This is a genomic window from Paraburkholderia sp. BR13439, from assembly GCF_040948805.1.
GTDB lineage: Bacteria > Pseudomonadota > Gammaproteobacteria > Burkholderiales > Burkholderiaceae > Paraburkholderia > Paraburkholderia youngii.
In genome coordinates this window covers 16,723-43,058 of sequence record NZ_JBFPKN010000037.1, presented here as the reverse complement: position 1 = coordinate 43,058, position 26,336 = coordinate 16,723, and the positions used below count along the sequence as shown (strand labels likewise).

Below are 26,336 nucleotides of genomic sequence, written 5' to 3'. Positions count from 1 at the left end.
GACGTTCTCACCCGATTGCCGACTCAAAAGGCCAGCGACATCGCAGCATTGCTGCCTCATCGCTGGCAACCGGCGGATCCCATCCGCTAGTTCAGTTCGCCAAGACGGGTTTGCTGGCCGCTTACGGTCAGTCGCCGGTCATGTCGGTCATTTGCTCGACCGTACATCATCCGTTTCACAAAACGGAAATCGTGATGGATGCGGTCGAACTCATTATTGATAGGGATGCTAATTTGCGGCTGCCGAACAATAAGGGCAAGCTTCCGATTCACTACGCGGCCAAGGGCTTCGACAAAAACGCCGAAAGATTGGTGCAAGTTCTGCTAGATCGTGATCCAAGTCTGTATAAGGTTCGGACCGGCAACGCGAAGCGGGAAAATCCGATCGAAATTGCCAAGCGAGGTGTGACGACCAAGGACGATTTTGGCATCCTGGTCCGTTTTTGGCAGGCCGAAGCTCACGATCCATCTGTCAAATGGACCACGGGCCGTTTTTGGGGAACGGGTACGAGGAGTATTGAAAATGCGTATCCGTCCGAGATAGCAAGGGTCACGAAAGTGGGAGGTGGAAAAATCCATCTCGCCGCAAGAGTGAACGACGTCGAATATCTCACAGCGGCCGAGCAACGCGGCGAGAATCTTAAGGTTCGTACGCCAAATGGGACGGACCCGCTCACTGAAGCCATCAAGAATGATTCGGTTGAAGCGTACAAGTGGCTGATTGAGAATGTCTATACCGAGATTTCAGATGAGGACTGGGCGGCTTATATGAAAGTTGCCACTCAAGTGAAGAGCAGAGACGGCAGTCCGTACATACCCGATGTGCTGAGGCTTATGCAATTCCAGCACGTCCGTGAGCAGGGGCGGACGTGGTTGGGGCTCTCGGCTCCCGGAGAAAGCACGCGCGCATAGCTGGACTGCGGCACAGATGAAGAATGAACGTGCGTTGCAACCCGCATGTCCCAGCGGAAAAACGAAGCGCTAACAGTTATTTACGGCGCAGCCGTTAGGGTTACAAACGTCCTTCGTGGGTTACAAGCTTTGACTGGCCAGGGGTATGCCGACTCAGGTCTAATACTCCCAGCCGGTCTTATCGCATGTGCCGGTTCACTTACCTACGGAGTTTCTTATGAAAAAGTCATTCTTCATCGCTTCGCTTCTGGCTGTCGCAAACTTCCTGATGCTCAACGCTCATATCGCCGAAGCGGCAATGCGGACGTTCCGCCGCTAAGCATGGTCGATGCTCCGGCGTGCGCCCCTCGCCTTGGCGAGCGTCGCATGCGTAGGATGCATCGCAGGGCGCCATCAACGCCCAATTACTGTGACGCATCGATCGACTGCGTTCTCCGGCCGCTACGAAGCGAGGCATCAGTGCGCTTCTTGGTGGCCGCTCCCGCTTGGAGAATCTGCTTCACCAAGCGTTTGGCGTCGGCGATGCAGGCGACGTCGTGTTTGGTCTGAAGCTTCGCCAGGACTCCTTCGTGAATCAGATCGATCTCGCGGGCGAGTTGGGCAGGGCGTCGCACGTCGAGTTGATTGACGAGCGCACCCGTGAATTCGAGCGACGCAAGCTTGTAGTCCAAGGCTGCTTGATGGATGGGATGGCCTTCGTCGTACTCGCCGCAGGATTGCAGGAAAATGCAGCGCAGAAACACACCGTTCTCGACGGCATGTTTCAGCTCGTCGAAGCGGGCTAGCAATTTCTGTTCGGGGGTGCGTCGGCGATTCTCGAGCGCCGCGTCCCACGCCGCGCGTGCCCGCTCGGTCAACTGCCGCAACGCGTTGACGATGAGCTCGTCCTTGGAGCCGAAGTGCTTGTATAACACCGACTTCGAGATATCGGCTTCGGCCAGCAGCGTATCGACGCCCGTCGCATGAAAACCGCTGCGATTGAACAGGCGCAGGGCAACGTCGACGAGTTGTTGCTTCTTGCGGGATTCGTGGTCCATGACGGAAGACGGTGAGGTATGGCGGGCAATTTTAGCATCCGGCCGCCAACGCTTCGTACGACGAGCGAAGTGTGCGTGTTTCCGCGCCCGCAAGCGAATGGAGCAGGGCAAACTTGCGACTTTAGGGTACTGCGCCATGAAGCATGGGGCTTCGGCAAAGGTGCGGACGAGGTAAATATGACGATAGAAGTAAGCCGCCCTGGAAGTGTTTCTCGCACTCCGGAAGTGACCCGCACTTTGTACGATGCAAAAATACATGGCGGTGTTGAGCAACAGGACCGGAAACCCTCACCGACAAGCAGTGTCCGCACGAGCATCCTTGGGCTTGAGTCGCGCGTGCCACAGAAACGCCAGCCGCAGGTGACGATGGATGGAGCGAGTCCGAATGGGTCTTCTGTCTCGACATCCCGACCTGATAGCACTGCGACGCTCGACGGGAGCGTCTCGGGACCATTGAAACCCAACGCGAATTGGATTGACGAACAGCTTGAGGTGGTGGACGACTTGGCCCGGCGTGATCCAGTTCCATCGTACACCGCAGCGCCGCTCTTCCCGAACCCGGAAGCCACATCGGCATCGCATTTGCAACACAATTTTGCGCCGCCACAAGTCCCGCCTCCCCCTCCCGGTATGGAGTCTGTCGCAAAAGAAATGCAGCGCAGAGCCGAATTGCAAGAATCCCTCTACACGATGCAGGGCAAATTGTCGGAGCGGGTCGGCTTCGCCCAAATGATGGCCGACGAGATGGGGGCGCTCGGAGATGCTCTCAAACAAGTGGGCAAAGCCATTCTCGAAGCGATCCGCAGATAACGAACCACAACCCGCCGCCTCCGCCCGGAGGCGACCTTCGAGCCAACCGCTGCGACGCTGGCTTCAGGCCGCCCTTTTAGGCCGCCCGATCCACGCCACGCCCAGGCGGCCAATTCATCTCCGTGATCTTCGACGCAGGCATGATTTGGAATTCGCGGGTGGTGACGACGCCGTTCGTCGTCGTCGCGGTGAAGAACGGGAAGGGAAGCACCGTCGGCTTGTTGTCGTATTCCCAGCCGTAACTGAATAAACAAAAAGGCGTCCACGACTTCGGATCGGCGAAAACCGCCGCGCGCCGCTCGTCGATATTGCGCAACTTGTCCTTGGCGGTCCGCACACTGGGGGCGCGCAGGTCGGCGCTTGCGGCGATCTCGGCGTGGAGCGCCTCCGCTGCGGCCGCGTAGGCGTCGAGCTGCTGTGCAGCGGCGGGATGCAGGCTCCAGCGCTCGCCGACGTTCCGATTTTTGTGGTGGGACGCCTGCCTGACTTCGTCCAGATGCGCCTCCAGCGCGGCGGCCGAATCCGGTCCGTTCGTCCATACGTCCCAGTTTCCCCGGATGTGTTTCTCGTGGGCTTGCGCGTCGGCGGCTTCCTTGTCGAGATGGGTGTTGCGGTGGTCGACACGACCGTATTCGTCGAACATCACGCGAAGGCTCGCCGTTTGGTCAGAGCGATGCGTTTCCTCCGACCAGGAATAGACCGGCACCCCGGCCACGCTGAGGGACTGGATCGTCCCCTGGCCGTTGCCGACCGTAACCGACGGCGGGGAAGCGCTGACCCCGAGTCCTGCCGTGATGGTCCCTATCCTGCTGTCGGTGGCGATGTCGATCTGATGTGTGCCGCCGGTGTTGCGCAGTCGCGCGCGATCATGCGGCCTGAACGTCCCCGTCAGCCAGCCTCCGGGGCCGGCGCGCAACTTTCCGTCCAGAATCGATGAGAGCCCGAGCTTCAGTCCGCCCCAAGCGGTGGCGCTGACACTCGGCGAATCTGTGCGTTCGTCTATCCAACCGATCGACAAGCCGGGTTCATCGAAGAATTGATGCGCGAGTGCCGACCAAAGCGCATCGGGTGAACGCGATTCGCGGCCATTTTTTTCGGCCGCAAAATCGAGAATGAACTCGTTCACGCGTTGCAGTTGCTCGCGCCATTCGCCGTTGTCCGGCGTCTGCTTGACGGCCCGAACGATGACCCCGGTGTATTGACTTGAATTGTGAGCCAGTCGTGCGCTGAGTTCACCGCCGAGATAGCCGCTGATCACTGTGCTAGCGAAAGGGAGTGAGCCAAAGGCGCCGCAGCCGCCCTCTATCTTGAGAACGCGTGTGGAACCGAATTTCAACCCGCCGGCGGGCGGCTCGCCCGAAATGCCGAACGTTGCGACTCTACCGCCCATGGCGGTGATGAGTGGCTGAGCCGATAGCGGCAGCAAATTGATGAAGAAATTGCCGAAATCAAGGCCCGACACTCCGCCGTCGACGAATGCCGCATAGTTGCCGAGCATCAGCTTGTCGATCACGAGACGGGTGGCCTGCTTGATGCCATCGACGGTGCGGGACTGGACGTCGATGTGATGCGCGTCCTGAACGCCTCGCGCGGTGCCGACCCATTGAAGAAAAGTGTCGCGCGTGTCGTTCCCGATGTCGTCTGCCGGCTGGAATAGCCGGGTGTCGGCGGCGAGATTCTCCAGCATGCGCAAGTCGAACACATCGCGTTTCAGTGCGCTGCCGCGCTCGATCATCGTTCGTGCAATGTCGCGCGCGTCCTCGGGGTACCGCGAGGCGGCCCGTTCGTCGATTATGCGAAGCGCGCGCTCCCGCACCGATGCCAGGGCGTCGTCGTCGCATTGCAGGGTGCGGAAGCGCTCGTTCTTCGATTCGTCGCGCCAGTATTCGAGCCGCGCGAGCGCTTCGGCAAACTGAGTCAAGTCAATGGCGCTGGGTGTCTGCCGGATGCGTTCGCGCAACCGGTCGATGGCGATGCTCATCGCCTCGGCCACGGCTTCGTCGAAGTATCCACGCTCGACCGCGGGCCATTGCAGATGAGCGGCACCCATGCCGTGGCGCATCATGGCGTCGAACGGCGTCTTGTTCTTGCCGATGAACCTGGATAGCCGCTGCAGCAAGGTACTTGGCTGCAGAGCCCGGTTGATCCAGGTAGCGGATTTGCCGAGCCGAGCCTTGACTTTCGCGAGGTCGCTTCCAGGTGCGCTCGAGCGATAGCCCTGATGCCAGGAGAAATACGCAACTCGTTCGTCGTCCGTCAAATCGACCTTGTGCAGCGACGGCTGATGAAAGAGCTTGCGCGCCGCGCGCAGCGCATCGACGGCGAGCGCGCACTCCGGGTCCACGCGAAGCGTATCGAGTTGCGCGATCAACGCGTCGGGCGAAGCGGTGGCGTCGGCTTGCGTCTTTTCGACCAGGTAATCGCGTGCCTGAAGGTACATTCGCATCGCGTTGCACTGGCGCTGAGCCTGTGCGCTGGCGTTGTTCTGCGTGAGGGCGGCGCCAGGGCGGGGAGGGGCGGATGCCGCGCCGAGGGAATACACCGCATGAGGCGCGTGCAGGTGCGCAAGCCGCTCCAGAAGCTTGCGGCCGATCCCCGAGCGGCTCAGCAACTGCGCCGCATGCCACGCATCGATCTCGCTGCGCCGGGGCGCCTGCGTCACGCGCTCCGTGCGCGGCGGCATGCACTCTGCAAGGCGCGCGGCAGCCTTCGACGCTGCCGGCCCGTCGCCGATGCAGGCGGTATGCAGCGCCTGGGCGAGCACGACGTGCTGTTCGTACGGATGCCAATGGTCTTGCTTGCGAGCGACTTGCACGAGTGAGCGCCAGATGCGCTCGCTCGAGTCCGAGCCGAAGAGATTCGCGACCCACGCGCGGCACGCGGCCTCATCGATGTGCGCGCGCTCCAATGCGTCGAGCGCTGCATTTTGGCTTGTCGCCATTTCGCTTCGAGGCGAAAGCGGTGCCGGCAAATTGGGCCGTGGCGCGGCTCGATTGTCCACGAGTTCGGCCAATCCCTTCACCGCGGCCTTGACGTGGCGAACGCGTTGCGGGCCGTTACCGGGAGGCAACGCTCGGTCCTCGGGCGGGCATGGCGTTTGGTAGGGGGCGGTTGCGTGTTCGACGTCGACGTCGATCTCGCCGTTGTGATTCCGAACCCAAAAGCCGTAACTCGTGGAGCGAGAAGCGTTGCTGGGATTGCTGGGCGTCAGCCGTTGGTGCAACTTCCCAAGGACTTCCGCCAACTGCGGCTTGCCGGAGAGCTGCGCCTTGCCGCTCGAGGCCTTTTGGTTTGCTCGTAGGGGAGCAGGACCGCCGGCAGGGTGCTCGTTGCTTACGTGCGGGCCGAACTTGAACGGAAATGCTTTCAGTGACATGGTCGTCGGCCCGGTCGCTGCTGGCGATTTCGGGTTAGCAGGGAATGTGATCGAAGAATAAGCTCACGTGATCGAATCCAAGCCAGGAATGGGAAGCTAACGATGATGCGACGAAGCGACGGCGCGACGGCGCGATGAAAAACCTGCCCCTCCTAACTGCGGATCCACAGAAACTCTCCCGTTGCGATGCCTTCGAACATTTCGTCCGTCGACTCCAGAATGTTCTTTCGCCAATAGCGGCCATGCTCGGCGTAATGGCCGAGCAGGTCGACGAGCCACTCGCCGCTGACGCCAGGGCCAAAAGGGATCCGTACGATCAGGATGATGCCGCCCGTGTCCGCGTCGAGTCCGAGTTGCGCCTGGTCTTGCGCATAGACGAGCAGGTTCGCTTCCAGCATCAGGCGGAAGACGACGAGCGTGCGCCCGGCAGTCACGGTGCCGTAGTGGAAGTTCATGTACATCGCGCCGAGGTCGTTCTCGACATGGTCGAGCATGACGTCGAAGCCTTCCACGTCGATCATCCGGCGATCGATCACGGCTTTCGGATCGTGCAGTCCGACGATGTCGCAGAGATCGGTCACGAGTTCGGTGAAGCGTTCCCAGCTCACGGGGTGCAGGTGCCTCGTAAGACGAAGAATAAAGCTTGCGAGCGGCGGCATGCGGCTCGCAAGCGTTTCAGTGGCATCGCGGCGCTATTACTGCGGTTTTGACGCTTGCTCCACGGCTTGACCGGCGCTCTTTGCCGCGTTTCCAACGGCTTCAATCAGAGACGCTTGCTGCTGCGCCTCGTTGATCGCGAACGATGCTTGAGCACCCTGCTGGATTTGGTCGATCGCAGCACCGGCGGCGGCTTCCGGTGGCATCCCCCCCATCCCAAACGGACCCATGCCCATGCCGTTCATGAAGCCAGCGCCAGCGTTGCCGAGTAAATTTCCGAATGAACTTCCAAAACCCATGACTTGCTCCTTAAATACACTTTTGCAGAACGCACCCACATGGCGCAAAGAATTTTGCTGTTCTCCACAGCAAAAGGACAACTTACGATCGCGCTAGCCGGCGCGCGAGTCTTCCGAAAATCGCGCCACAATCCGTGCGGCTGCGGCGAAGCCTTCGTCGAGCTTGGCAATCTGATGACGTGTCAAATCGTCGTCCGATTGCCGACGTGCTTCGCCACATGCCCCGGAGGCGGTGCGCAGCGCGGTGCAGATGCGGCTCACGCGTGCCGCTGAATCGGACGCGCCGATCCATTTCGACAGATCCTTCAGATCGCCCAATACTGCGTCGTCCAACGATTCATACATAACAAGCTCCTTTACGTTAAGTTCGCCGCCGATCACGGCCCGGTTGCGGTTGCGGCCGTGGTTGCGTTATCAGTTACGTTCTGTTCGGCCGTGTCTTCGACATTGAAGTGCTTAACGCCATCCGGCGTCTGCAGATATTTGTAGGTGCCATCGGACATCATCGTGGTGAACGGCACGCTGCTCTCGGCCGGCGGCCTTTCCGTGGCGGCGACATCGAGCCGCTTCACATTGGGATCGAGGTCCGCGCGCACGCGGGCGATCGCGTCGTTCAGGCCGCTCAGGCTTGCCACGTCGCCGTATATCGTGAACGCGCCGTGGTTGGTGTAGCGAACCTGCGCGCCCGGCACCGCCAACGTCTCCTGAATGCTCTGCGCCAGCGCGGACGCCACGTCGTAGTGGCGCTGGACGACGTTGGCATCGAACTTGTCCAGTACGGCGCGCGCGCCGAGGTCGTCGGACGGCGAGGCCACCATGCCCGAGACGACAACGCTCGAGCCTTGCGGCTGCACGTTTAGTCCCTTGATGCCTGAGGCGTCGAGCTGGCTCTCGATGCGCCGCGCCGTAGCCGCGGTGTCCGAGCCTTCGGACGCCTGCGTGTTCCTCACCATCGACAGCCCGACCGTTGCGATCAGAAGCACTCCGAGCGCGATGCCGACCAGCGTGAAAGCGCTGACTCTGCGCCGGCCGATCCCGATCTCGACATTGGAGAGCGCAACGAGCCGCTTCATGTTGACGACGCTCTCGTCCTCTTTGACGAGAAGCTTGTTCAGCAACTCGACGTCGCTCGGCCACTCGCTGTTTTCCGGCCCGAGGCACAGCACCACGTCTTCGAAGCGCTGCGGCGCGTAATCGGCGAGCGGCACGAATGCCGCTTCCATGCTGGCCTCGGCGTCCGTTTGCCGCTGCGCCGACGCACCGCCGTCGACGGCGATCGTGATCGTCAGGGGCGCGTGCTGCCAGTCACTGATCTGCACGTCTGCGTCGTCGTCCGCGGCGACGCGATAATCCCCGGCGCCGAGCGGGATCGATGCGCCGGCGTGAATGCCGGTCAGGATGCGAAGGAGTTTCATGTCGGGCGAATCGTATTCGGGTTACTGGTTGCGTGGCTCAAATTCATGCGGGCTCGTTGCCATGCGTCAGTCGAGCGCAATCACACGCGCAGCCGGCATGACCGCGAGCGCTTCGCCGACATCGGCTGCACGCAACTTGTATGAGGACGGCGCGCTGCGTGTGACGTTGTGCAGGATCAGAGGGAGCAGCAGGTTCAGCTCGCGAACCGGCAGCGTCGGTGGTTCGCCGCTTGGGGCGGCTCGCTTCGCGCGGACTTCGAGCAGTACGCGTTTCAACTCGTCCACGCTCAGCTCCTCGAACTGGGTCGCGTGCGTCGCTCGCTGATAGTCCGCCTGCAGCTTGGCGACTAGCGGGCGCCACGGCGCATGCGGCTGGTTGATCGCATGGTCGCGCACGGCCAGCAGGCCTTCCGCCAATTGCGCGAGCGCGGCGCCATGCGGATGTACCGCTTCAGGACCGTCCGACGGCGGAACAGCGTCGACGGATACGGTTGCGATACCGGCATCCGCAAGTGCGCGTGCGGCGGACGCGCCCCGCGGGCGCTGCGAGAGCTTTACCTCCGGCGTCAGCGGATCGAGTTCCTCGTCGCTGAAATGATCTTCATGCTGTTCGTCTTCATCACGTTGTTGGCCGCCGCGATTGCCGCCTTGGTCTGTGATCGAAAGGCCGTCGCGCGGATTCAGTTCACGCTGGTTTGCGAAGGAGCGAGCGCGTTCGGCGCGCGCGTCGCGATGCTTGCGAGCCTCGATCCGCGCCGAATGCGCCCTGAACGACTTCAGCGCGCCACGCTTTGCCGGCTTGTGGCACTTGTTCTCCAAGAGGCGTGCCTCGAGCGCGCGCCGCTGTCGCACCCGGCGCAGACGCGCGCGATTCGAGCGGGTCCGATTCGCGGACTGTTGCTCGGAGCGCTGCGTGTCCCCGCGCGGCTGCTCCATATGCAGCTCTTGCGCGTGGTGCGCCGATTGGTTCGATACCGATCGGATCATCGTGAAAACGCCGCGTTCATGGCGGCCTCCGCGAAGCTTTCGACTTGCGCGCCGCCCCAGCGGGCGAGGATTACGATCGTGATCGTCACGGCCACGAGTTTCACGCCATAGGTGATGCTTGAATCCTGCATCGACGTGATCGCCTGCACGAACGACACGGCGAGACCCACGCCGGCTGCAACCACTACCACCGGAAGCGAGACATAGAGGCACGTCAGCAGGCCCTGCGAGGTCAAGCGAATGACGGTGTCGAGATCCATGAGTTGCTCACTTGTAGGTCAATACGAGGCCATGGATCAGATGCGACCAGCCATCCATGACGACGAACAGCATCAGCTTGAACGGGATGGAGACGTTGGTCGGCGAAACCTGATTCAGGCCCATCGCCATCAGCACGTTTGCGACGATAAGGTCGACCGCGACAAAGGCGATATAGAGCATGAAGCCGATCTTGAAGGCGTCCGTCAGCTCGGTCAGCGTGAACGAGGGCGCAAGGACGATCAGGTCGTCGGGCTTGAGCTCCTGCGCCTGCTCCTTCGGCCAGATCGACCCTGCGGAGCGCAGGAAGAATTGAATCTCGCCCGTGCCCGTATGCTTCTTCAGGAATTGGCGGAACGGCTCGCGGGCGGCGTCAAAACCGGACACGACATTCTGCGCCGATGATGCGCCCTGGGCGGGCTTGAAGTTGCCCATTGCGGCGATGCCGATCGGCGCCATGACGTACGCCGAGATGATGATCGCGATGCCGTTCAGCACCATGTTCGGCGGCACTTGCTGAACGCCGAGCGCGTTGCGCACGAGGCCGAGCACGACCACGATCTTCGTGTACGAAGTGACGACCATCGCGAAAAACGGGATGACGGAGATCGCGAGGACGACGATAAACAGCCCGTTGAGGTCAGGAATCCGCAACATGGTCTTGCGCTAGTTCAGTGATGCGAACCCCGAGGTGTTCGCCGATTGCGACGAGCTGGCCGAAGCCGAGCGTCTGGCCGTAAGCGGTCAGGCGGATGCGGGCCTCGGCGACGGGGACGGGCAGGTCGAGGACGTAGCCGGCGCGCAGCGCATTGAGTTGCGCGATCGGCAGCGCCAGCGTGTCAATCTCGAATTGGACCGGTATATCGAGCTCGTCCGCCGCGACGGGGGCGTCGCGGTCGGTAGCGGGGTGGGCGGCGAGGCCGCCGTAAGGGTCATCCATCATCTGCAAGGGTTCCGTGAATTCGAAGGTGCTGTGCGAGAGCTTGCCTCGCGCGATCAAGAGTCCGGCTTCTGCGGAACCCCACTGGTGATTCGCAGCCACGCTGGAGGCGTCAACGAGCAGCGCGCGCGCGCCGACGGGCGTCGCGCCCAGCACGACATCGCCCGGACGCAGCGAGCGCAACCGCTCGAGCGGCATCCGCTTCAAGCCCAGCACGAGCCGGCCGGGAAGTCGCAGCTGCGCCAGGCCGCGGTACGCCACGCCGCGCTGGGCCGCGATCCGCTGAGTCAACGCCTGCGACAGCGGTTCGTCGAGATGGACGAGCGCGAAGCGAAAGCGCATGGCGTCGCCATGCACCGCGATCTGCACAGCGCGGTTCGTCGCCACCGGTAGCGGTCCGATCGAACGCACCGTTAGCTCCGGCAGGCCGAGTATGCGAAGTGCGGACAAGCACGGCCCGAGCAGATGCGTCGCGATTTCCGCGGCCAGCGGACTGCCCGTGATCGTCGGCCCGAGCGCGGGAAACTCGTCGATGTCGATTTCGATGCGCGCATTGCCCGCTGAACCCGTCAGCACGATGAACGCAGGGGTGCCGAACGGCGCCGAATCCGTCACTGCCTCGACGCCTATCGCCTGGGCCGCCGCATCGAGCCAGCGCGCGAGCCGCGCGTCGGCCAGCACGCGCGAGAGCATGGCGGCCAACGGCGCGACAGCCGGCAGCTGGCCGGCTAGCGACGTGACGGTGGGTGGCGTGAGCTTCATCGTGTTTCCGTTGATCTACAAGCGAATCAGGCGCGATACGTGTCAGGCGATCTCGATTTCCCGTTCGGGGCCTAGCAGCGCGGCGAGCTGTTCGCGCAGGGCATTGCTATGCAGCGAGATTAATTGCAGCGACCGGGTGTTCGAGGTCTCGAAGCGAAGCAGTAGCCGGTAGGGCGAAAGTGACAAATGTAAGACTGTGTCAGCAACTGTATCGGGCGCGAGCGGTACGCTTGCCTCCCACACGCCGGCCGAGGTGACGGACGGTTCGCCGCAGAATCGCGCGATGCGCGACGCCAGCTTCCCTGCGAACGTGGAATCGTGCCCCGCCAGCGCGCCAGCGATGCCGAGCGCTTGGGCAATCCGCGGGAGGTGCGTCAGCAGCTCGCGCTGCTCGGGAGCGAAATCGCCGTTCGGGTCGGGATTGGAGTCGCCTTGCGCGTCCTGGCCGTGGTCGTTGCGCTCTCTGCCGACATCGATGCCGGAGAGCGCCGACTGATAGGCGGCGAGCGCGAGGGCGTCGTCGTCGAGCAGCCCGCTGTCCGCGCCGGCCGGCGTGCGCTCGCGAGTCTGCCGGCCGCGCTTCATCAGCGCGGCATAGGCGTGGGTGGCCGAGCGCGACGGCTGCTTCGGCGAGGATGATGGATGCTCGTGCGCTGGGCCGGGCACGACGCGCACGCTGCGATGGCTGTGACCGCCCATGCCGAATCCTTACAAGGCGAGCTTGCCGACCGGCTTGAGTTGCACGTGACCGCCCAGCTCCTGGAACGAATAGACCTGCAGCCAGCTGAGGCGCGCCTCGATCATGCGCCGGAAGTAGCGGCGGATGTCCATCGAGGTGACGACCGCGATATCGGGGCGCACGCCGCCGCAAATCGCCTCGAGCCGCCCGACGAAAGCATTGATCTGCTCGGGAGGCAGGGCGAGGAAGTTGCCGGTCGGCGTCTGCTTGATCGACTGCCGGATCAGCTGTTCGACCTGCAGATCGAGCACGATCGCCGGCAACTGCGGCGCGCCGCCGGTCGCACGATGCGCGATCATCCTGCCGAGGTCGCCGCGCACATACTCTGTCAGCATCAGCATGTCCTTCTCTTTCGGGCCCCACGTCACGAGGCTTTCGAAGATGTTGCGGATATTGCGGATCGAGATCTGTTCCTCGAGCAGCCGGCGCAGCACGTCGGCGATCTTCTGCGTCGCCAGCGCCTTCTTCACTTCCTCCACGAGACCGGGATACTCGAGCGCGCACTGCTCGAGCATGTAGGCCGTTTCCTGGATGCCGATGAAGACGTGCGCATTTCGCCTGAGCGTGTTCGCGACGTGCCGCGACATCACCTGCTCCGCGTTGAGTGAGACGACGCCCGAGGCCGGCAGCTTTGTCGTATCGATCCAGAGGCTCGTCGCCATGCCGCCGACGCTGTTGACCGTGTCGCATTGCGCGCGCAACGTTTCGTCCGCTTCGAGCACGAGGCTGCGGTGGGTCGGCAGTTCGCTGCTCGCGGACGGCACGTCATGCAGCAGGATCTCGTACGAAGACCCCTTGAGATCGTCGTGACGCCAGAGTGTGATGCCGGGAAACGGCAGCCCGAGCTCTTCCTGGATACGGCGGCGTTCCGGCCCGAAGGCGCGGTCGAGAATCTCGGGAGACAGATAGGCGGCGAGCTCCTCGGAAACGCGCACACCAAGCGGCGCGGCGAATTGTGGCGCCTTCGCGAGAATCGCAGGGCTTTCGCCCTTCGCGCCGGCGCGCTGCAGGGACGCGGCGGAGCCCCCCTGTTCGACGTCGCTGGCGCTCTTGCGCTTCTCCAGCCTGTAGCCGATAAACGCGAGCAGGGCCGCCAGCAGCAGGAACAGCGGCGCTGGAAACCCCGGCACCGCGGCAAAGCCGACGAGCAGCAGGGCGGCAACGAAGAGCGCTCGCGAGTTCCCGCCGAGCTGGCTGCCGATCTGCTCGCCGAGGGACTTGCCACCCTTCTCGTGCTCGTCCGAAACGCGCGTGATCATGACGCCTGCGGCCACCGAGATGAGCAGCGACGCGATCTGCGAGACCATCGCATCGCCGATCGAGAGGATCGAGAAGCGGTTCGCCGCCTCGCCGGCGCTCATGCCGTGATAGGCGACGCCCACCGCGATCCCGGCGAAGATGTTGACCATCGTGATCACAAGGCCGGCAATGGCGTCGCCCTTGACGAATTTCATCGCCCCGTCCATGCCGCCGTGCAACTGGCTTTCGAGCGCGAGCATCGCGCGCTTCTTGCGCGCCTCTTCGCCGGTTAGCAGGTTCGCGCGCAGGTCGGCGTCGATGCTCATCTGCTTGCCCGGCATCGCGTCGAGCGTGAAGCGCGCGCCGACTTCGGCGACGCGCTCCGAGCCTTTCGCGATCACGATGAACTGGACCGTCGTGATGATCAGGAACACCACGAGCCCGACCACCAGATTGCCGCCCACCACGAGTTCGCCGAAGCTTTCGATGATGTGCCCGGCGTCGGCGTGCAGCAGGATCGACTTGGTCGACGCGATGTTCAAGGAGAGGCGGAACAGCGTCGTGAACAGCAGCATCGACGGAAACGCCGACAGTTGCAGGATGGTCGGCACGTACATCGTGACCATCAGCAGCGTGACGCTCAACGTGATGTTGATGGCGAGCAGGCCGTCGATGAGCAGCGTCGGCAGAGGCAGGATCATCAAGGAAATGATGGCGACGACAAGGGCCGCGATCGCAGCCTCGCCGCCGACGGGCATCTTTATAGACTTGAACATGCGGGTCCTTGGTTAGCTTGCGTGCACGGGGCGGGGCGCATCAGAGCAGCACGCCGGGCGGCCCGCCGACGGGCGGCGCCCCGTCGGGGTCCGACAGGCTGTCGACCCAGCGCAGGATGGCGGCGACCGTCTCGAACAGTTCTTCGGGGATGCCGTTGTTGAGCTGGACCTTGTAGAGAGCGCGCGCGACGGGCGGATTGCCGATGATCGGCACATTGGCGTTGCGGGCGTACGCGCGGATGTGGGCGGCGTATTGATCGACGCCTTTGGCGACGACGCGCGGAAGGCCGAATTCGGCGGGGTCGTAGCGCAGGGCGACCGCATAGTGCGTCGGATTGACCACGACGACGTTCGCCGAGCCGACCGCAGCCTTGGACGGCGCGGAGTTCGCGAGTTCGCGCGCCAGCTCCTTGCGCTTGTTCTTGATTTCCGGGTCGCCTTCCGATTCCTTGCTTTCGCGTTTGATATCTTCCAGCGACATCTTGTTTCTGCGGATCAGCAGCCACTGCTGAATCTTGAAGTCGACCGCGCCGATCACCAACAGCACGAGCGCCGCGACGCCGATCACGCGCAGCACGGCATGCCAGCTCAACACGACGATGGCGTTGACCGGCTGAAAGGCCGCGCCGGAGATGAGCGGAATCAGCATCAGCACCGACTGGTAGAGCACCGCACCGAGCAGCGCTGCCTTGATCAGCATCTTGCCGAGTTCGAGCAGCGATTTCAGCGAGAAGATGCGCTGAATGCCCGAGGCCGGACTCACGGCGGAGAGCTTCGGCGCGACGGGCTTCATGGTGATGAGCAGGCCGACCTGAGGCATGAGGGCCATCACGGCCCCGAGCACGGCGACGAGCGCGAACGGGAACAGCAGGAAAACGGCCTGGCTGGCGATATCCAGCCACACGCGCGTGACGGCGCCGGGCGAACGATCGGCGGAAACGCCGTCGAGCGCGATCTGAACGATCTGCTTGAGCTTGCCCGACAGGAAGTCGCCACCCGCCACGGCCACGAGCAGCACCAGCAGCAGGCTGACGGCGCCCGTGAGATCGTGGCTTTGGGCGGTTTGCCCTTCTTCGCGGGCGTCACGCAGCTTTTTCTCTGTTGGCTGTTCGGTCTTTTCGGCCATGCGGGTGGTGCGTCAGCGAAGAGGAATGGACATCAAAAGCGGCGGAGCTGAGAAGCTCTGGCGAGCAGGGGCAGGCTTAGAGAAGAAAACCCACGGCTGTCGAGGCTACGTCTAGGAGAGCATTAAGGGCTTGCTCGCTCTTTTCGTTGACGTCGCCGGAGTCGGAGGGATCTTTATTCTCCGGGGCCCCAAACGCATTGGCGCACGGCATGCCGCCGTTCTGCTGAACTACGGATTGAGTGGCCGAATTGTAGGCGGTGGAAATAGCCATGTTTGCTTCTCTTGAAGGTGAAGGCGAACGGGAAGGTCGCGTGGTTGAACAACGAATGAACATCCAATGCGAACCTTACGCAAGCGGCGGGAAACCAGTGGATGCGCGCGCGAAGAAGCGTGGGAGATTGCGAAGACGAGGGGGGAAAGTTGAGGATCCGGGTGGGCTCCCGGTTTCGCCGGCCTCGAATGTAAGCGAGGTGTTACAGGTTGGCAAAAAGTTACAAGGTGCTACTTCGCGCGGCTCGCCTCTACTTCGCGCAGACCGGGGGTGCGCCCTGGCGGCTCGGATATCGTTTGATCGCGGTTGGTCACTTGTATCTGATTCGGAGGATAGAGCATGAGTACGTGTGTTTTGCCAAATACGCCCTTTGCGATAGGGCCGCACGCCAACTTTGGACCAGGGGGCGGCAACTTCAATCCCATGATGGGCGGCAACTACGGTCCCATGATGGGCGGCAACTATGGTCCCATGATGGGCGGCAACTATGGTCCCATGATGGGCGGCAACTACGGTCCCATGATGGGCGGCAACTTCGGCCCCATGATGGGAGGCTGTGGGAATCAGTTTGGCGGCTGTGAGAATCCCTTTGGGCCGATGTCGGGCTTCGGTTGCGACCCTGATGACTGGATGCAGGGTATGACAGCCGCCATGGGCAACATGGGCAATATGGGCAACATGGGCAACATGGGCAACATGGGGCCGGGGAACTGCGGGCCGCAGCTGACAAGCGCCGAGCAGAATGACATTCAAACTCTTGTTAACGACTACCTGAGCGCGCGAGGCATCGACCCTAAGAGTCTGGGCAACAACGGCGGCAGTAACGGGTCGTGTCAAAGCGGCAGCTCGAGCAATCCGGATGCCGCCGCGACCGGATCGATCCCGCTGAACCCGAATGCTCCCAAGAATCCGGCCGATGGCGGGTCAAGTACCAATAACAACTCCAGCACGTGCAACAGTCCTGGCACGAGCAACAACACGAGCAACAGCTCCAGCCCCAGCACGGACAACTCGGCCAGGAAGGACAAAACCGACTATCTCGCCGCCGACGAACAAATGGATCCGAACGACCCGATGATCCAGCAGTTGTTCAAAGACGAGCAAACATGGCAAAACGCTCAGGACTATGTTGCCAATGGCAAAGACGTCAATGATTGGGATAAAGACCACGAAAAGTCGGCCAAAAATCAGGTGGATCAGGATTTGCAATCCATCCAGCGCCATGTCGAGGACGATATCGACGTCAATGTCAACGGATCGACAGATAACACATACGATCCGGGCAGCAATGTGTCGCAGGATCAGTACTACAAAGATGGACAGAATGCCAAGGGCTGGTTCTCCAACAACGGATGGTTCACTCCCGACGCCGATGCGAGCAACACGGGCAATGATGACGCGATCATCAAAGCCGCCGGAGGCGATGACAGCAACAAGTGAATCCGTTGCGTGAAAACGCCTCGAAACCGATACGAACCGCAGCGTGGCAATCCTTTGCCACGCCTTGAACAGAGATGAATCGCATGAATTACCAGGACTATCCCAAAGCCCTCGTTTCCGCATTGATCGAAACGGTCAGCATCGGCTGCCAGCGCAACTACGATCAGGATTCGGAAGCGGTGCTCAACGCCCTGCGCGTGCTGCGCAGCGATTTTCCGGAACTCGAGACGTTCGAGGCCTGGTTGCAGATTCGGCGCGGCCGCTGGGCCGAGGCGATTCAGGTGTTGCGCAGTCTCGACACCGCATCGGCGAAATGGAGCTACGGCAAGGCGCTGCTGGCGTACTGCCTCTATATGACGGGCGACTCTGGCTGGCGCCTGGTGGCCAACGAAGTGCTCGAGCTGAACAACAACGCCGAGGCGACGGCGCTCGCACGCGCCATGTTGGGCGTTGCCGCACCCGATGCCGGAGTCGAGCCTGCCCAGTCCGCCGATTCGGCGGCCGCGCAAACGGCGGGCTTCGACGAGATGGCCGCGCAATACCTGCGCGCCTGATGTCCTTCCCTGAACCGACCGAGGGCCGCGCAATGGATCCGACAATCTCGATGGCGACGATGTTCGACCCGTCCCCGCTCGGCGGTGGCGCCGATGCGGCTATGGGCCGCACGCACAGCATCGTGCAGCCGAGCGCCGAGCAGATCGACAAGTTCCAGAATCTGATGAGTTCGCAACCGGGCGACAGCCACGCAATCGTCGAGTCCCGGCATGTCGAAGCGTCGAACGGAGAGAACGTCGTGCGCCGGGCGATCGACTCGCAGGACGCGTCGATGCAGCAGATGGTTTCCGATATCAGCGGATTCTCGCAGGCATCCGCGACGATGCCCGCGACGACCGCCATTGCCGAGGCCGGACGCCTGTCGATGGAAATTTCGCTCACCACGGCGAATATGCAGGCGAAGCAGGGCGTCGTCGAATCGAGCAAGAGTTCGCTGCAAACCTTGTTGAAGAACCAATGATGAAACGTTCCGACTTTCGCCTGGGCCGCGCCGTCGTGCTGCTCGCGTTGCCGCTTTTTCTCGCGGCATGCCACAAGGAACTCTATAACGGCCTGACTCAGCAAGATGCCAACGAAATGATGGCGGCCCTGCTGGAGCAGGGCATCGACGCCGACAAGGCAACGTCCGATGGCGGCAAGACCTGGACGCTCTCCGTTGACGATAACAAGCTAGTGCAGTCGATGGACGTGCTGCGCGCGCACGGCCTGCCGTCGGCAAAGTTCACCAATCTCGGCGAGATGTTCAAGAAGGACGGTCTCGTCTCGACGCCGACCGAGGAGCGCGTGCGCTTCATCTACGGCATCGAGCAGGAACTGTCGCACACGCTGTCGCAGATCGACGGCGTAGTGGACGCGCAGGTGCACATCGTGCTGCCGAACAACGATCCCTTGTCGACGACGATCAAGCCGTCGAGCGCCTCGGTGTTCGTCAAGTACCGGCGCGACACCAACGTCGACACGCTGACCCCGGCGATCAAGAACCTCGTCGTGCACAGCGTGGAAGGCCTCACGTACGAGCAGGTCAGCGTGACTTCGGTGGCGGCGGACCCTGCGCGATTCGCGGGCTCGCAGCGATCGAGCTCCGTGCCCTGGGGTCCCGCCTCCGCCGTGGCAGCGTTGTTCGTGCTGCTGGGCGGCATCTGGGCGCTGCTGTTCGTCAAGCGTGCGGCACAAAGGGATCCGAATGCCGGATTGTCGAGCCGGCTCGTTCATCGCGCCGCCGAACAGTGGCGCCGGCTCACGCGCGGGCGCAAGGTCGGACCGGCCGGCAACGCGAACTGACGGCGAGAAGCAACGATGTGGCAACGACCCGATGCGGCGCAGGTCGCCCAGATGCTGACGCGCTATCAGGAGAACGTGGATACGCTCGTCGAGTGGGCCGATCCGTCGTGGACGGGCGAGTTCGCGCGCATGTGCGGGCCGCATCACCGCCATGCTCCGCAAGTCATACGCGCGGCGTCGCGCGCGGTCTGGGGCGGCGCCTCGCATCGGCCGCTGATCGAAGCGTTCCATTCCGCGGGGCATGGCGTCGCGGTGTTGCCAAGTGCGGATCTGATGCGGGTGACGTGCGGCCGCGCGCTGATGCTGTACCGCTCGGCGGTGCGGCGCTGCGTGGACAAGCCGCGCCGGCTGATGCTGCGCCAATGGGCCAGCGCCGCCGTGCTGACCTGGGTCTCGTCGCTCAAGGGTGACACGCCCTTCGATATGCGCGAGGACCTCACCCAGCGCGGCGCGCTCGCGCTCGCCTGGGACGGTTTCTGCCTCCTTCGAGCGACGGGCGCATGGGATGACCCGGCATTGCTCCGACTGATGCGATTCGCGTTTCCGCGCGACTGGGTCGAACCCGCGTGGCTGGCGGGCGTGGCGAGCGCACCCGGCGAGCGCGACCACAGCGCGATGCTGATGACACGCCTTTCCGACTTCTTTCCGGAGCTGTCATGGTGATCTGGCTACGCAGCGCCGACGACCCCGCCAGCCGAATCGGGGTGGACGGCGACATCTTGCGCCGAGAGGTGTTCGGCCATGCCGTCGAACTCGATGAAGCCTACGGGCAGCTAGAACAGGACCGGCAACAGGTATTGCAGCTCGCCGAGGAGCAGGCGACCTTGATCGTCGAAGAGGCCGAGCAGGAAGCGCGGCGGATGCGTGACGAGGCGCGGCGCATGTACGAGGGCGCCGAGGCGCGCGGCTTTGCCGCCGGGCAGCAGGCCGCGCTCGACGACTGGCATCGGCGCAATCTCGATGCGATGACCGATGCGCGCGCGGTACAGGCGCGCATGCGCGAGCGCCTCGCGGAGCTGATCACGGCGGCCGTCGAGCAGATCGTGCTCGCAGAGCAGCCCCAGGCGCTTTTCGAACGCGCGCTCAAGACCCTGGACAAGATCTCCGAAGGGGCGACGTATCTGCGCATTTCGGTGAGTGTCGCCGACTATGACACAGCCGTGCGCACATTCACCCAATTGGCGCAGGCCGCGCCGCGCCGGCTCGCGATCGAGGTGACGCCCGACAAGCGGCTCGCGGTGGGGTCGTGCGTTTGCGAGTCGGACTACGGCGTGATCGATGCGAGTCTGGATACGCAGTTGCAGGCGATCCGCTCGGCCGTCGAACGTGCGCTCAAGCATTCGCTTGTCGCGGGCTTGGTCGAATGCTCGCAACCGCCCGCGCAGACCTGCGCGATGCCGCATGAGGTTGTTGCTCCGATGGCGCTCGACGATGACGACGGTCACGCTCGAGACGGTAAGGACAGCGAGGAAGAGCGCGACCTCGAAGATGACGACGATGACGACGATGGCGACTTTGATGCGCAGGGCCGCGAAATTGGCGAGCAGTGCGAGTTCGGCGAAGAGGACCAACACGGCGAATACGATGAAATCGACGACTACGACGACTACGACGAAGTCGAGCGTGGCTACGACGACGATTCGAAGCACGACGACAAGCTGAACGAGGTGCATGAATGACCGTCGACGAACGCTCGGAGTGGATGGTGACACTCGGGCCATTTTCCGCGCTGACCGATCAGATCGAGCGCGAACTGCAATCGCGCCCGCGCTACGTGCAGACCGGCAAGGTAATGGAGGTGGTGGGCACGCTATTGAAGGTGTCCGGGCTGGATGCGAACCTTGGCGACCTATGCGAATTGCAGGACCGGTACGGCAAGCTGTTGCAGCGCGCCGAGGTCGTCGGCTTTTCGCGCAACGTCGCGATCCTGTCGCCGTTCGGCAGCCTGACCGGCGTGTCGCGCTCGACGCGTGTGGTCGGACTGGGCCGCCCGCTGTCGGTCAAGGTGGGAGCGGGGCTCCTCGGGCGGGTGATCGACAGCTTGGGCGAGCCGATCGACGGCCGCGGGCCGCTCGACCACGACGAGCTTAGGCCGATCATCGCCGCCCCTCCCGATCCCATGACGCGCAGCGTGATCGTCGAACCGCTGCCGACCGGCGTGCGCATCGTCGACGGCTTGATGACGCTCGGCGTCGGCCAGCGCATGGGCATCTTCGCGCCGGCGGGCGTTGGCAAATCGACGCTGATGGGCATGTTCGCGCGCGGCGCGCAGTGCGACGTCAACGTGATCGCCCTGATCGGTGAGCGGGGGCGCGAAGTGCGCGAATTCGTCGAGATCATTCTGGGCGAGGACGGAATGGCGAAGTCGGTGGTCGTCTGTGCGACGTCCGATCGCTCGTCCATCGAACGCGCCAAGGCCGCCTACGCCGCCACGGCCATCGCCGAGTATTTTCGCGACCAGGGCATGCGGGTCCTGCTAATGATGGATTCGCTGACTCGTTTCGCCCGGGCGCAGCGGGAAATCGGCCTCGCGGCCGGCGAGCCGCCGACGCGCCGCGGCTTTCCCCCCTCCATCTTCGCGGAACTGCCGCGCCTGCTCGAGCGCGCGGGGACGTCGGCCACCGGCTCGATCACGGCGCTCTACACCGTGCTCGCCGAAGACGAATCGGGTGGCGACCCGATCGCCGAGGAGGTGCGCGGCATTCTCGACGGTCACATGATTCTGTCGCGCGCGATCGCGGCGCAGAACCAATATCCAGCGATCGACGTGCTCGGCAGCCTGTCGCGCGTGATGACGCAGATCGTCGGGCGCGAACACCAGGAAGCGGCCGGGCGCGTGCGCGAGCTGCTCGCCAAGTATCGAGATGTCGAGACTTTGCTGCAGGTGGGCGACTATCAACAGGGCCAGGACCTGGTGGGCGACCAAGCGATCGAGAAGATCGACGACATCCGGGCGTTCCTCGGTCAGCGCACCGACGACTTGAGACCGTTTGACGAAATCGTCGGCGATCTTTTCGGTCTCGTCGGATGAACGACACGCGACACAAAATGTTCTCGCTTCTGCATCAGCGGCGCAAGCGCCTTGCGCCGCGACTCGAGAAGGCGTTGGTCGCAGCGCGTGCCGAAGTGCGTCGCGCGCAGGACGAACTGGAGGCGAGGCGCGCCGAGCAGTTCGAGCACGAGCAAAAGGTCGAAGCCCACGACGGCCGGCTGGCTGAGTTGCTCGACGCGCCGTCCGGTTTTTCGGCGATCGAGCTGATGTCGCTGCGGGAATTTCGCGAGGTGCTGGTTGCGCGAGTCGAGGGATCGAAGGCCGATGTCATGGGCGCCGAGCGAGCGGTGTGGGAGCGGGAGCAGGCGTTTGCCGACGCACAGCACGACATCGCACGCAACGACGCTCAGCTCGAGGCGCTCGAGGCCAGCCTCAAGGAACTGGCCGTGGCGCATGCCCTGGCCGTCGAGGACATGCAGGACGAGGAAGCCGAAGAGGCACATGGCGCGCGTGCCCGCGCGCAAGCGGGCCGATAAGCGGCCGCGTCGGAGTAACCGGACAATGAACGTATCGTTGCAAATGCTGCCCTTCGATCTGCTGCAGATGGGGCACTCATGGGATCATTTCGTCACCACGCTGCTGATCTGCAGCTTGCGCATGCTGGTCGCCTTCATGGTGCTGCCCGCCATGTCGGACGAAGTGCTCACAGGCCCCAATCGCGCGGCCGTCGCGTCCATCTTCGGCGCGTATGTCGCGTTCGGCCAGCCGCACGAGCTCGTCGATCAGATGACCACGAGTGGTTTGGCGATCTACGCCATCAAGGAAGGAATCATCGGTCTCGTGCTCGGCTTCGCTGCCTCCTCGGTGTTCTGGATCGCGCAAAGCGTCGGCGCCTACATCGACGACCTTTCAGGGTACAACAACGTGCAGGTCTCGAACCCCTTGCGCGGCGAGCAGAGCACTCCGGTGTCGAATCTGCTCGGGCAACTAGTGATCACCGTGTTCTGGGCGCTTGGCGGCATGACGTTCCTGCTCGGCGCGATTTTCGAGTCCTACAAGATCTGGCCGATCGCCGCAGGGCTCCCGTCGATGCCTGGGCTCACCGAAACCTTCGTGATCCAGCAAACCGACACGCTGATGCAAATGACCACGAAGCTGGCCATGCCGATGCTGTTGATGCTGGCGCTGATCGATCTGAGCCTGGGCCTGATCGCGAAAGCCGCGGACAAGCTCGAGCCTTCGACGTTGAGTCAGCCGATCAAGGGTGCCGTGACGCTGTTGTTGCTGGCGTTGTTCGTCTCCATCTTCATCGATCAGGTCAAGGATGAAATTTCGCTGCGCGCGTTGTCCATGCAACTGCATGCATTAGTGTCGGCACATTAGTCTGTTGTCCAACACAATTGGCGTTCTGCGGGAAACTCGCTGTTTCCGGCTGGAAACAGCATGACGTGCAATCTCGCGAGCCGATTCAAAATCAGTACATCGAAGTTAATTTCTCAAATCGCCATGAATCATCTGCTAACAAGCTAGGGCCTTAATTACGCACGATTGTTGAGAATCTAAAAAGCTCGTTCCCCTAACATCATTTCCATACTGCGAATGATGAGACGGCCAGCCGTCGACAGAGGAATCGAGCGTCATGTATTCATTCATCTACTTCCCGGTCATCTCCGTGTTGACCGAACGCGACATCCCCGCAACGCATTGGGAAAAGGTGTTCGACGGCAAGCTTGCCGAAGCGTCGTTGGCGGCGGCTCGCGCCGCCGATGTCTACGATGCTGTGCGTGCGCCGACTCACAAGGATTTTCAGCGCTACGCGGATATCCAATCGGCGCTCGCCTGTCATGAGGATGCGGAAGAGTTCTACCGCAAGGCGCACAAGACTATCCGTCAGGAGAAGTCTCTGCTGCGCGTCGAATCGACCCGGAATGCCGCATGGCAAGCCTTCTTTCATGCACGGCTGAGCACGGCGCAGATGTGTTTCCGCCGGGTTCGCGAAGATGCAGAGGCGTCTCCTGAAAGGAAGATGGAAGCACTCCTTGGAGAGATCTTCGTCGTGCACGAAATCGGTGTCCCGTCGGTCGTCTGCGAGTTGATCGAGGAGTTGGCCGACGCGTGCCTGGCGCACCCCGACGCGCGCTGGATCGCCCTCGTCCACGCGGTTGTCGCGGACATTACCGTGCAAAACCAGCTCCGCACGGCGGAAGTGCTGAACGACCACGTGTATTGGCGCTCCGGGATGCACGAGCACGCCTCGCGCAGCGGGCGGGACGTGTTGGCCGAACTCGCGACGGCAGCCGCCAGCCGGGGCGCGCCCGAGATCCCCATCGTCCAGATGCGCCTTGCTTACCTCGAGCGCCTTAGTCAGCTTGCAAGCGGGCGCGCCAGCGCGATGACCGACATCAAGACGCATTTGGGTTGGAGCCACGTCAACGGCATTCACGACTATCAGCGTGCGGTGCGGCTGGAAGTCGCGCTCGCCGCCGTGATCGCCCACGCCGCCCATGCCGCCGAAAGCGTGCTGGAACCCTTGCGCGAGGGCTTGCGCGGCGCAGGCTCGCGGCGCTGGCAACTCGAGTACCTCTATTGCATGGCCAAGGCGTGCCGCCTTCAGGGGCGCAACGACGAATCGCTCGACTACTTCGGGCGCTACGCTTTGCGCGCGATGCAGACGCTGCGGGCGGAGTCGTCGGCGTTCGCGCCGTCCGGCGCCCCTCAAAACCGCATGCATGCGCCGACGGACGATGTCAGCGCTCGCCTGCCGGCTCGCTACCGGCGCGCCTACAGCTATCTGATGGAGCATCTCGACCAGCGCGATCTTTCCGTGCGAGAGGTCGCCGCGGTGATCGGTGTAACCGAGCGCGCGTTGCAGGCTGCCTTCAAGACGCACCTCGGCATCTCTCCGACGGAGGTGATCCGCAAGCGCCGCATGGAGCGAATTCGCGGCGAACTGCTGGCCGGCAACGGTGGCCACACCAGCGTCATCGACGCCGCCTCGAAGTGGGGCGTGACGAACCGCTCCACGCTCATCAACGGCTATCGCAGGCAATTCCAGGAGGCTCCGTCAGAGACGCTGTCGCGCTGACGAGTCCGACTGTCGACTCAGTTGTATTCACTCAACCCACTTCACCCCGCAAGGACAAGAGGTTCAAGCCATGTATCAATCCAGCGAAACCAGCAAGCAAGCGAAGACGCGAAGCCTTTCGACCAAGGCGACGCTCGCGTGCGCCCTCGTAACGGCCGCGTTCCTGGCCGCGTGCGGCGGCGGCGGAGGCGGCAGCACGACGAAAACGACGACCACCGCCACGCCGCCACCCGCGGTCGTCAACAAGGCGCTGTGGATCGCCAACGGCACGAACGTCGTTGAATACATCCCGTCGCAACTGACCCCGGGCGCAAGCGCCGCCGTGCCGCACGTCATGAACAACAGCGGCTCTTTCGGCGCCCCGCAAGGCGTCACCTTCGACGCGGCGGGCAACCAATGGGTGATCGATGGCGGCACCGTGATCGCCGGCGGCACCGTGGCTCCGGGCCTGCGCAAGTTCACGCCTGCGCAGCAGGCGGCTCTCGGCACGATGAAGACGCCGGTCCCTGATGTGTCGATCTCGTCCGCGGCATTCAAGTTTCCGCAACAAGCAGTGTTCGATCCGGCTGGCAACCTTTGGGTGTCGGACAACGGAGCGAACGCCGTGTATGTCTTCACGCCCGCACAGCTTGCCGCGACCTCGGGCAACGTGATGCCGTCGATCACCATCACGTCGACGCCTGCCTTCAACGGCCCGCTCGGCATCGTGTTCGACGCGAACGGCAACTTGTTCGTGGCGAACAACGGCAGCACGACGATTTTCGAGTTCCTGGCCGCCAAGCTGCCGAAGACGCCGGGCACCGTCTCGTTGACACCGGATGTCACGCTGTCGGACAACGGCAAGGGTTCGATTCAAGCCCCTTGGGCTCTGGTGTTCGACGCGATGGGCAACCTCTGGTCGAGCAACGCGAATCCGCCGAACACGGTGGTTGAATTTGGCAAGGCGAACCTGGTTGCATCCGGCGCGCCGACGCCCGCCGTGACGCTCAGTCCGACGACCGTCAACGGCAACACGACGCTCAACGCGCCGAACGGCATCTGCTTCGACAACCTCGGTGATCTGGCCGCGATCAGCGCGAACACGCCGTTCGGCGTGCCGGTGTTCTCTCATGGGCAACTCGCAACGAGTGGCGCGACGGTGCCGAGCACCTTGTTCGTCGGTCCGGCGACAACGCTGAACGCTCCTGCCGGCTGTAACTTCGGGCCGGTCGTGAACTGATATTCAGGTCTCGCTTCGCGCACCTGAGTAAGCACGGCGCTGTTTGCAACACCGCCGTGCTTTTATTTGTTTGGGAGGCGAAGCGGTCAACCCGGCGCGCCGTCAGGACAGCGCCGATATTCTTTCGCATTCTTCACTATCGCTCGACTCCTTCCCAAATT

27 protein-coding genes are annotated in these 26,336 nt (G+C 63.0%); 13 read left to right on the top strand and 14 right to left on the bottom strand.

Annotated elements, in window-relative coordinates:
• On the top strand, nt 1-911 hold a 911-nt coding region (locus AB3X96_RS38825; protein WP_368593922.1), incomplete at its 5' end, for a hypothetical protein.
• Between the two features lie 404 nt (nt 912-1,315).
• On the opposite strand, the gene AB3X96_RS38820 is transcribed toward AB3X96_RS38825, so the two are convergent.
• Entirely contained in the window at nt 1,316-2,086 is a 771-nt protein-coding gene (locus tag AB3X96_RS38820; protein ID WP_368593921.1) for a TetR family transcriptional regulator, read from the bottom strand.
• Between the two features lie 39 nt (nt 2,087-2,125).
• Between AB3X96_RS38820 and AB3X96_RS38815 the strand changes: the two genes are divergently transcribed.
• Complete coding sequence (locus tag AB3X96_RS38815; protein ID WP_368593920.1) at nt 2,126-2,758, top strand: hypothetical protein; 633 nt, start codon at nt 2,126-2,128, stop codon at nt 2,756-2,758.
• Between the two features lie 76 nt (nt 2,759-2,834).
• Here AB3X96_RS38815 and AB3X96_RS38810 read toward each other — a convergent pair whose 3' ends face one another.
• The 13 genes from AB3X96_RS38810 to AB3X96_RS38750 all read right to left on the bottom strand — a co-directional run bounded on the left by AB3X96_RS38810 (nt 2,835) and on the right by AB3X96_RS38750 (nt 15,603).
• Nucleotides 2,835-6,134: a hypothetical protein gene (locus tag AB3X96_RS38810; protein ID WP_368593919.1), complete on the bottom strand. Its 3,300-nt coding sequence runs from the start codon at nt 6,132-6,134 to the stop codon at nt 2,835-2,837.
• A 152-nt stretch (nt 6,135-6,286) separates the two neighbouring features.
• Nucleotides 6,287-6,742: a molecular chaperone Tir gene (locus AB3X96_RS38805; RefSeq protein WP_368593918.1), complete on the bottom strand. Its 456-nt coding sequence runs from the start codon at nt 6,740-6,742 to the stop codon at nt 6,287-6,289.
• An 87-nt stretch (nt 6,743-6,829) separates the two neighbouring features.
• Nucleotides 6,830-7,090, bottom strand: a complete 261-nt coding sequence (locus tag AB3X96_RS38800; RefSeq protein WP_368593917.1) for a hypothetical protein — start codon at nt 7,088-7,090, stop codon at nt 6,830-6,832.
• Between the two features lie 93 nt (nt 7,091-7,183).
• Entirely contained in the window at nt 7,184-7,471 is a 288-nt protein-coding gene (locus AB3X96_RS38795) for a hypothetical protein (protein ID WP_368593916.1), read from the bottom strand.
• A complete protein-coding gene (locus tag AB3X96_RS38790) occupies nt 7,468-8,505 on the bottom strand; it encodes a hypothetical protein (protein ID WP_368593915.1) in 1,038 nt (345 codons plus the stop codon). Before AB3X96_RS38790 ends, AB3X96_RS38795 begins: the two co-directional genes overlap by 4 nt.
• A gap of 66 nt (nt 8,506-8,571) precedes the next feature.
• The gene (locus tag AB3X96_RS38785) at nt 8,572-9,492 is read right to left on the bottom strand and encodes a hypothetical protein (protein WP_368593914.1); all 921 of its coding nucleotides are present in this window, start codon (nt 9,490-9,492) and stop codon (nt 8,572-8,574) included.
• The gene (gene sctS, locus AB3X96_RS38780) at nt 9,489-9,752 is read right to left on the bottom strand and encodes a type III secretion system export apparatus subunit SctS (protein WP_368593913.1); all 264 of its coding nucleotides are present in this window, start codon (nt 9,750-9,752) and stop codon (nt 9,489-9,491) included. The genes AB3X96_RS38785 and sctS overlap by 4 nt, the downstream gene beginning before the upstream one ends.
• Before the next feature lie 7 nt (nt 9,753-9,759).
• Complete coding sequence (gene sctR, locus AB3X96_RS38775) at nt 9,760-10,407, bottom strand: type III secretion system export apparatus subunit SctR (protein WP_368593912.1); 648 nt, start codon at nt 10,405-10,407, stop codon at nt 9,760-9,762.
• Nucleotides 10,391-11,383: a type III secretion system cytoplasmic ring protein SctQ gene (sctQ, locus tag AB3X96_RS38770; RefSeq protein WP_368593911.1), complete on the bottom strand. Its 993-nt coding sequence runs from the start codon at nt 11,381-11,383 to the stop codon at nt 10,391-10,393. The genes sctR and sctQ overlap by 17 nt, the downstream gene beginning before the upstream one ends.
• A 111-nt stretch (nt 11,384-11,494) precedes the next feature.
• Nucleotides 11,495-12,151 (bottom strand): type III secretion system protein SctP, encoded by a 657-nt coding sequence (gene sctP / locus AB3X96_RS38765; RefSeq protein ID WP_368593910.1) that lies wholly within the window; start codon nt 12,149-12,151, stop codon nt 11,495-11,497.
• A 9-nt stretch (nt 12,152-12,160) separates the two neighbouring features.
• Nucleotides 12,161-14,206: a type III secretion system export apparatus subunit SctV gene (gene sctV / locus AB3X96_RS38760; protein ID WP_368593909.1), complete on the bottom strand. Its 2,046-nt coding sequence runs from the start codon at nt 14,204-14,206 to the stop codon at nt 12,161-12,163.
• A gap of 40 nt (nt 14,207-14,246) precedes the next feature.
• Nucleotides 14,247-15,332: a type III secretion system export apparatus subunit SctU gene (gene sctU / locus AB3X96_RS38755; RefSeq protein WP_368593908.1), complete on the bottom strand. Its 1,086-nt coding sequence runs from the start codon at nt 15,330-15,332 to the stop codon at nt 14,247-14,249.
• A gap of 76 nt (nt 15,333-15,408) precedes the next feature.
• A complete protein-coding gene (locus AB3X96_RS38750) occupies nt 15,409-15,603 on the bottom strand; it encodes a hypothetical protein (protein ID WP_368593907.1) in 195 nt (64 codons plus the stop codon).
• Between the two features lie 339 nt (nt 15,604-15,942).
• On the opposite strand from AB3X96_RS38750, the gene AB3X96_RS38745 reads away from it, so the two are divergent.
• From AB3X96_RS38745 to AB3X96_RS38695, 11 genes are all read left to right on the top strand, one after another.
• Entirely contained in the window at nt 15,943-17,043 is a 1,101-nt protein-coding gene (locus AB3X96_RS38745) for a hypothetical protein (protein WP_368593906.1), read from the top strand.
• Nucleotides 17,044-17,117: 74 nt separating this feature from the next.
• Nucleotides 17,118-17,597, top strand: coding sequence for an HrpB1 family type III secretion system apparatus protein (locus AB3X96_RS38740; protein ID WP_368593905.1), 480 nt, complete (start codon nt 17,118-17,120; stop codon nt 17,595-17,597).
• Nucleotides 17,598-17,629: 32 nt separating this feature from the next.
• Complete coding sequence (locus tag AB3X96_RS38735) at nt 17,630-18,058, top strand: hypothetical protein (RefSeq protein ID WP_368593904.1); 429 nt, start codon at nt 17,630-17,632, stop codon at nt 18,056-18,058.
• Nucleotides 18,058-18,879, top strand: coding sequence for a type III secretion system inner membrane ring lipoprotein SctJ (gene sctJ / locus AB3X96_RS38730; RefSeq protein ID WP_368593924.1), 822 nt, complete (start codon nt 18,058-18,060; stop codon nt 18,877-18,879). Before AB3X96_RS38735 ends, sctJ begins: the two co-directional genes overlap by 1 nt.
• A gap of 15 nt (nt 18,880-18,894) precedes the next feature.
• Complete coding sequence (locus AB3X96_RS38725) at nt 18,895-19,542, top strand: type III secretion protein HrpB4 (protein WP_368593903.1); 648 nt, start codon at nt 18,895-18,897, stop codon at nt 19,540-19,542.
• Entirely contained in the window at nt 19,536-20,558 is a 1,023-nt protein-coding gene (sctL, locus tag AB3X96_RS38720) for a type III secretion system stator protein SctL (RefSeq protein ID WP_368593902.1), read from the top strand. The genes AB3X96_RS38725 and sctL overlap by 7 nt, the downstream gene beginning before the upstream one ends.
• Nucleotides 20,555-21,910 carry a type III secretion system ATPase SctN gene (gene sctN, locus AB3X96_RS38715; RefSeq protein WP_368593901.1) on the top strand — a complete coding sequence of 452 codons (1,356 nt, stop codon included), beginning with the start codon at nt 20,555-20,557 and terminating at the stop codon, nt 21,908-21,910. The genes sctL and sctN overlap by 4 nt, the downstream gene beginning before the upstream one ends.
• Nucleotides 21,907-22,407: a hypothetical protein gene (locus AB3X96_RS38710; protein ID WP_368593900.1), complete on the top strand. Its 501-nt coding sequence runs from the start codon at nt 21,907-21,909 to the stop codon at nt 22,405-22,407. Before sctN ends, AB3X96_RS38710 begins: the two co-directional genes overlap by 4 nt.
• Before the next feature lie 43 nt (nt 22,408-22,450).
• On the top strand, nt 22,451-23,254 hold the full coding sequence (sctT, locus tag AB3X96_RS38705; RefSeq protein WP_368593923.1) for a type III secretion system export apparatus subunit SctT: 804 nt from the start codon (nt 22,451-22,453) through the stop codon (nt 23,252-23,254).
• A gap of 256 nt (nt 23,255-23,510) precedes the next feature.
• Nucleotides 23,511-24,956 (top strand): helix-turn-helix transcriptional regulator, encoded by a 1,446-nt coding sequence (locus AB3X96_RS38700; RefSeq protein WP_368593899.1) that lies wholly within the window; start codon nt 23,511-23,513, stop codon nt 24,954-24,956.
• A 70-nt stretch (nt 24,957-25,026) separates the two neighbouring features.
• Nucleotides 25,027-26,175 carry a hypothetical protein gene (locus AB3X96_RS38695; RefSeq protein WP_368593898.1) on the top strand — a complete coding sequence of 383 codons (1,149 nt, stop codon included), beginning with the start codon at nt 25,027-25,029 and terminating at the stop codon, nt 26,173-26,175.
• The last annotated feature ends 161 nt before the right edge of the window (nt 26,176-26,336 follow it).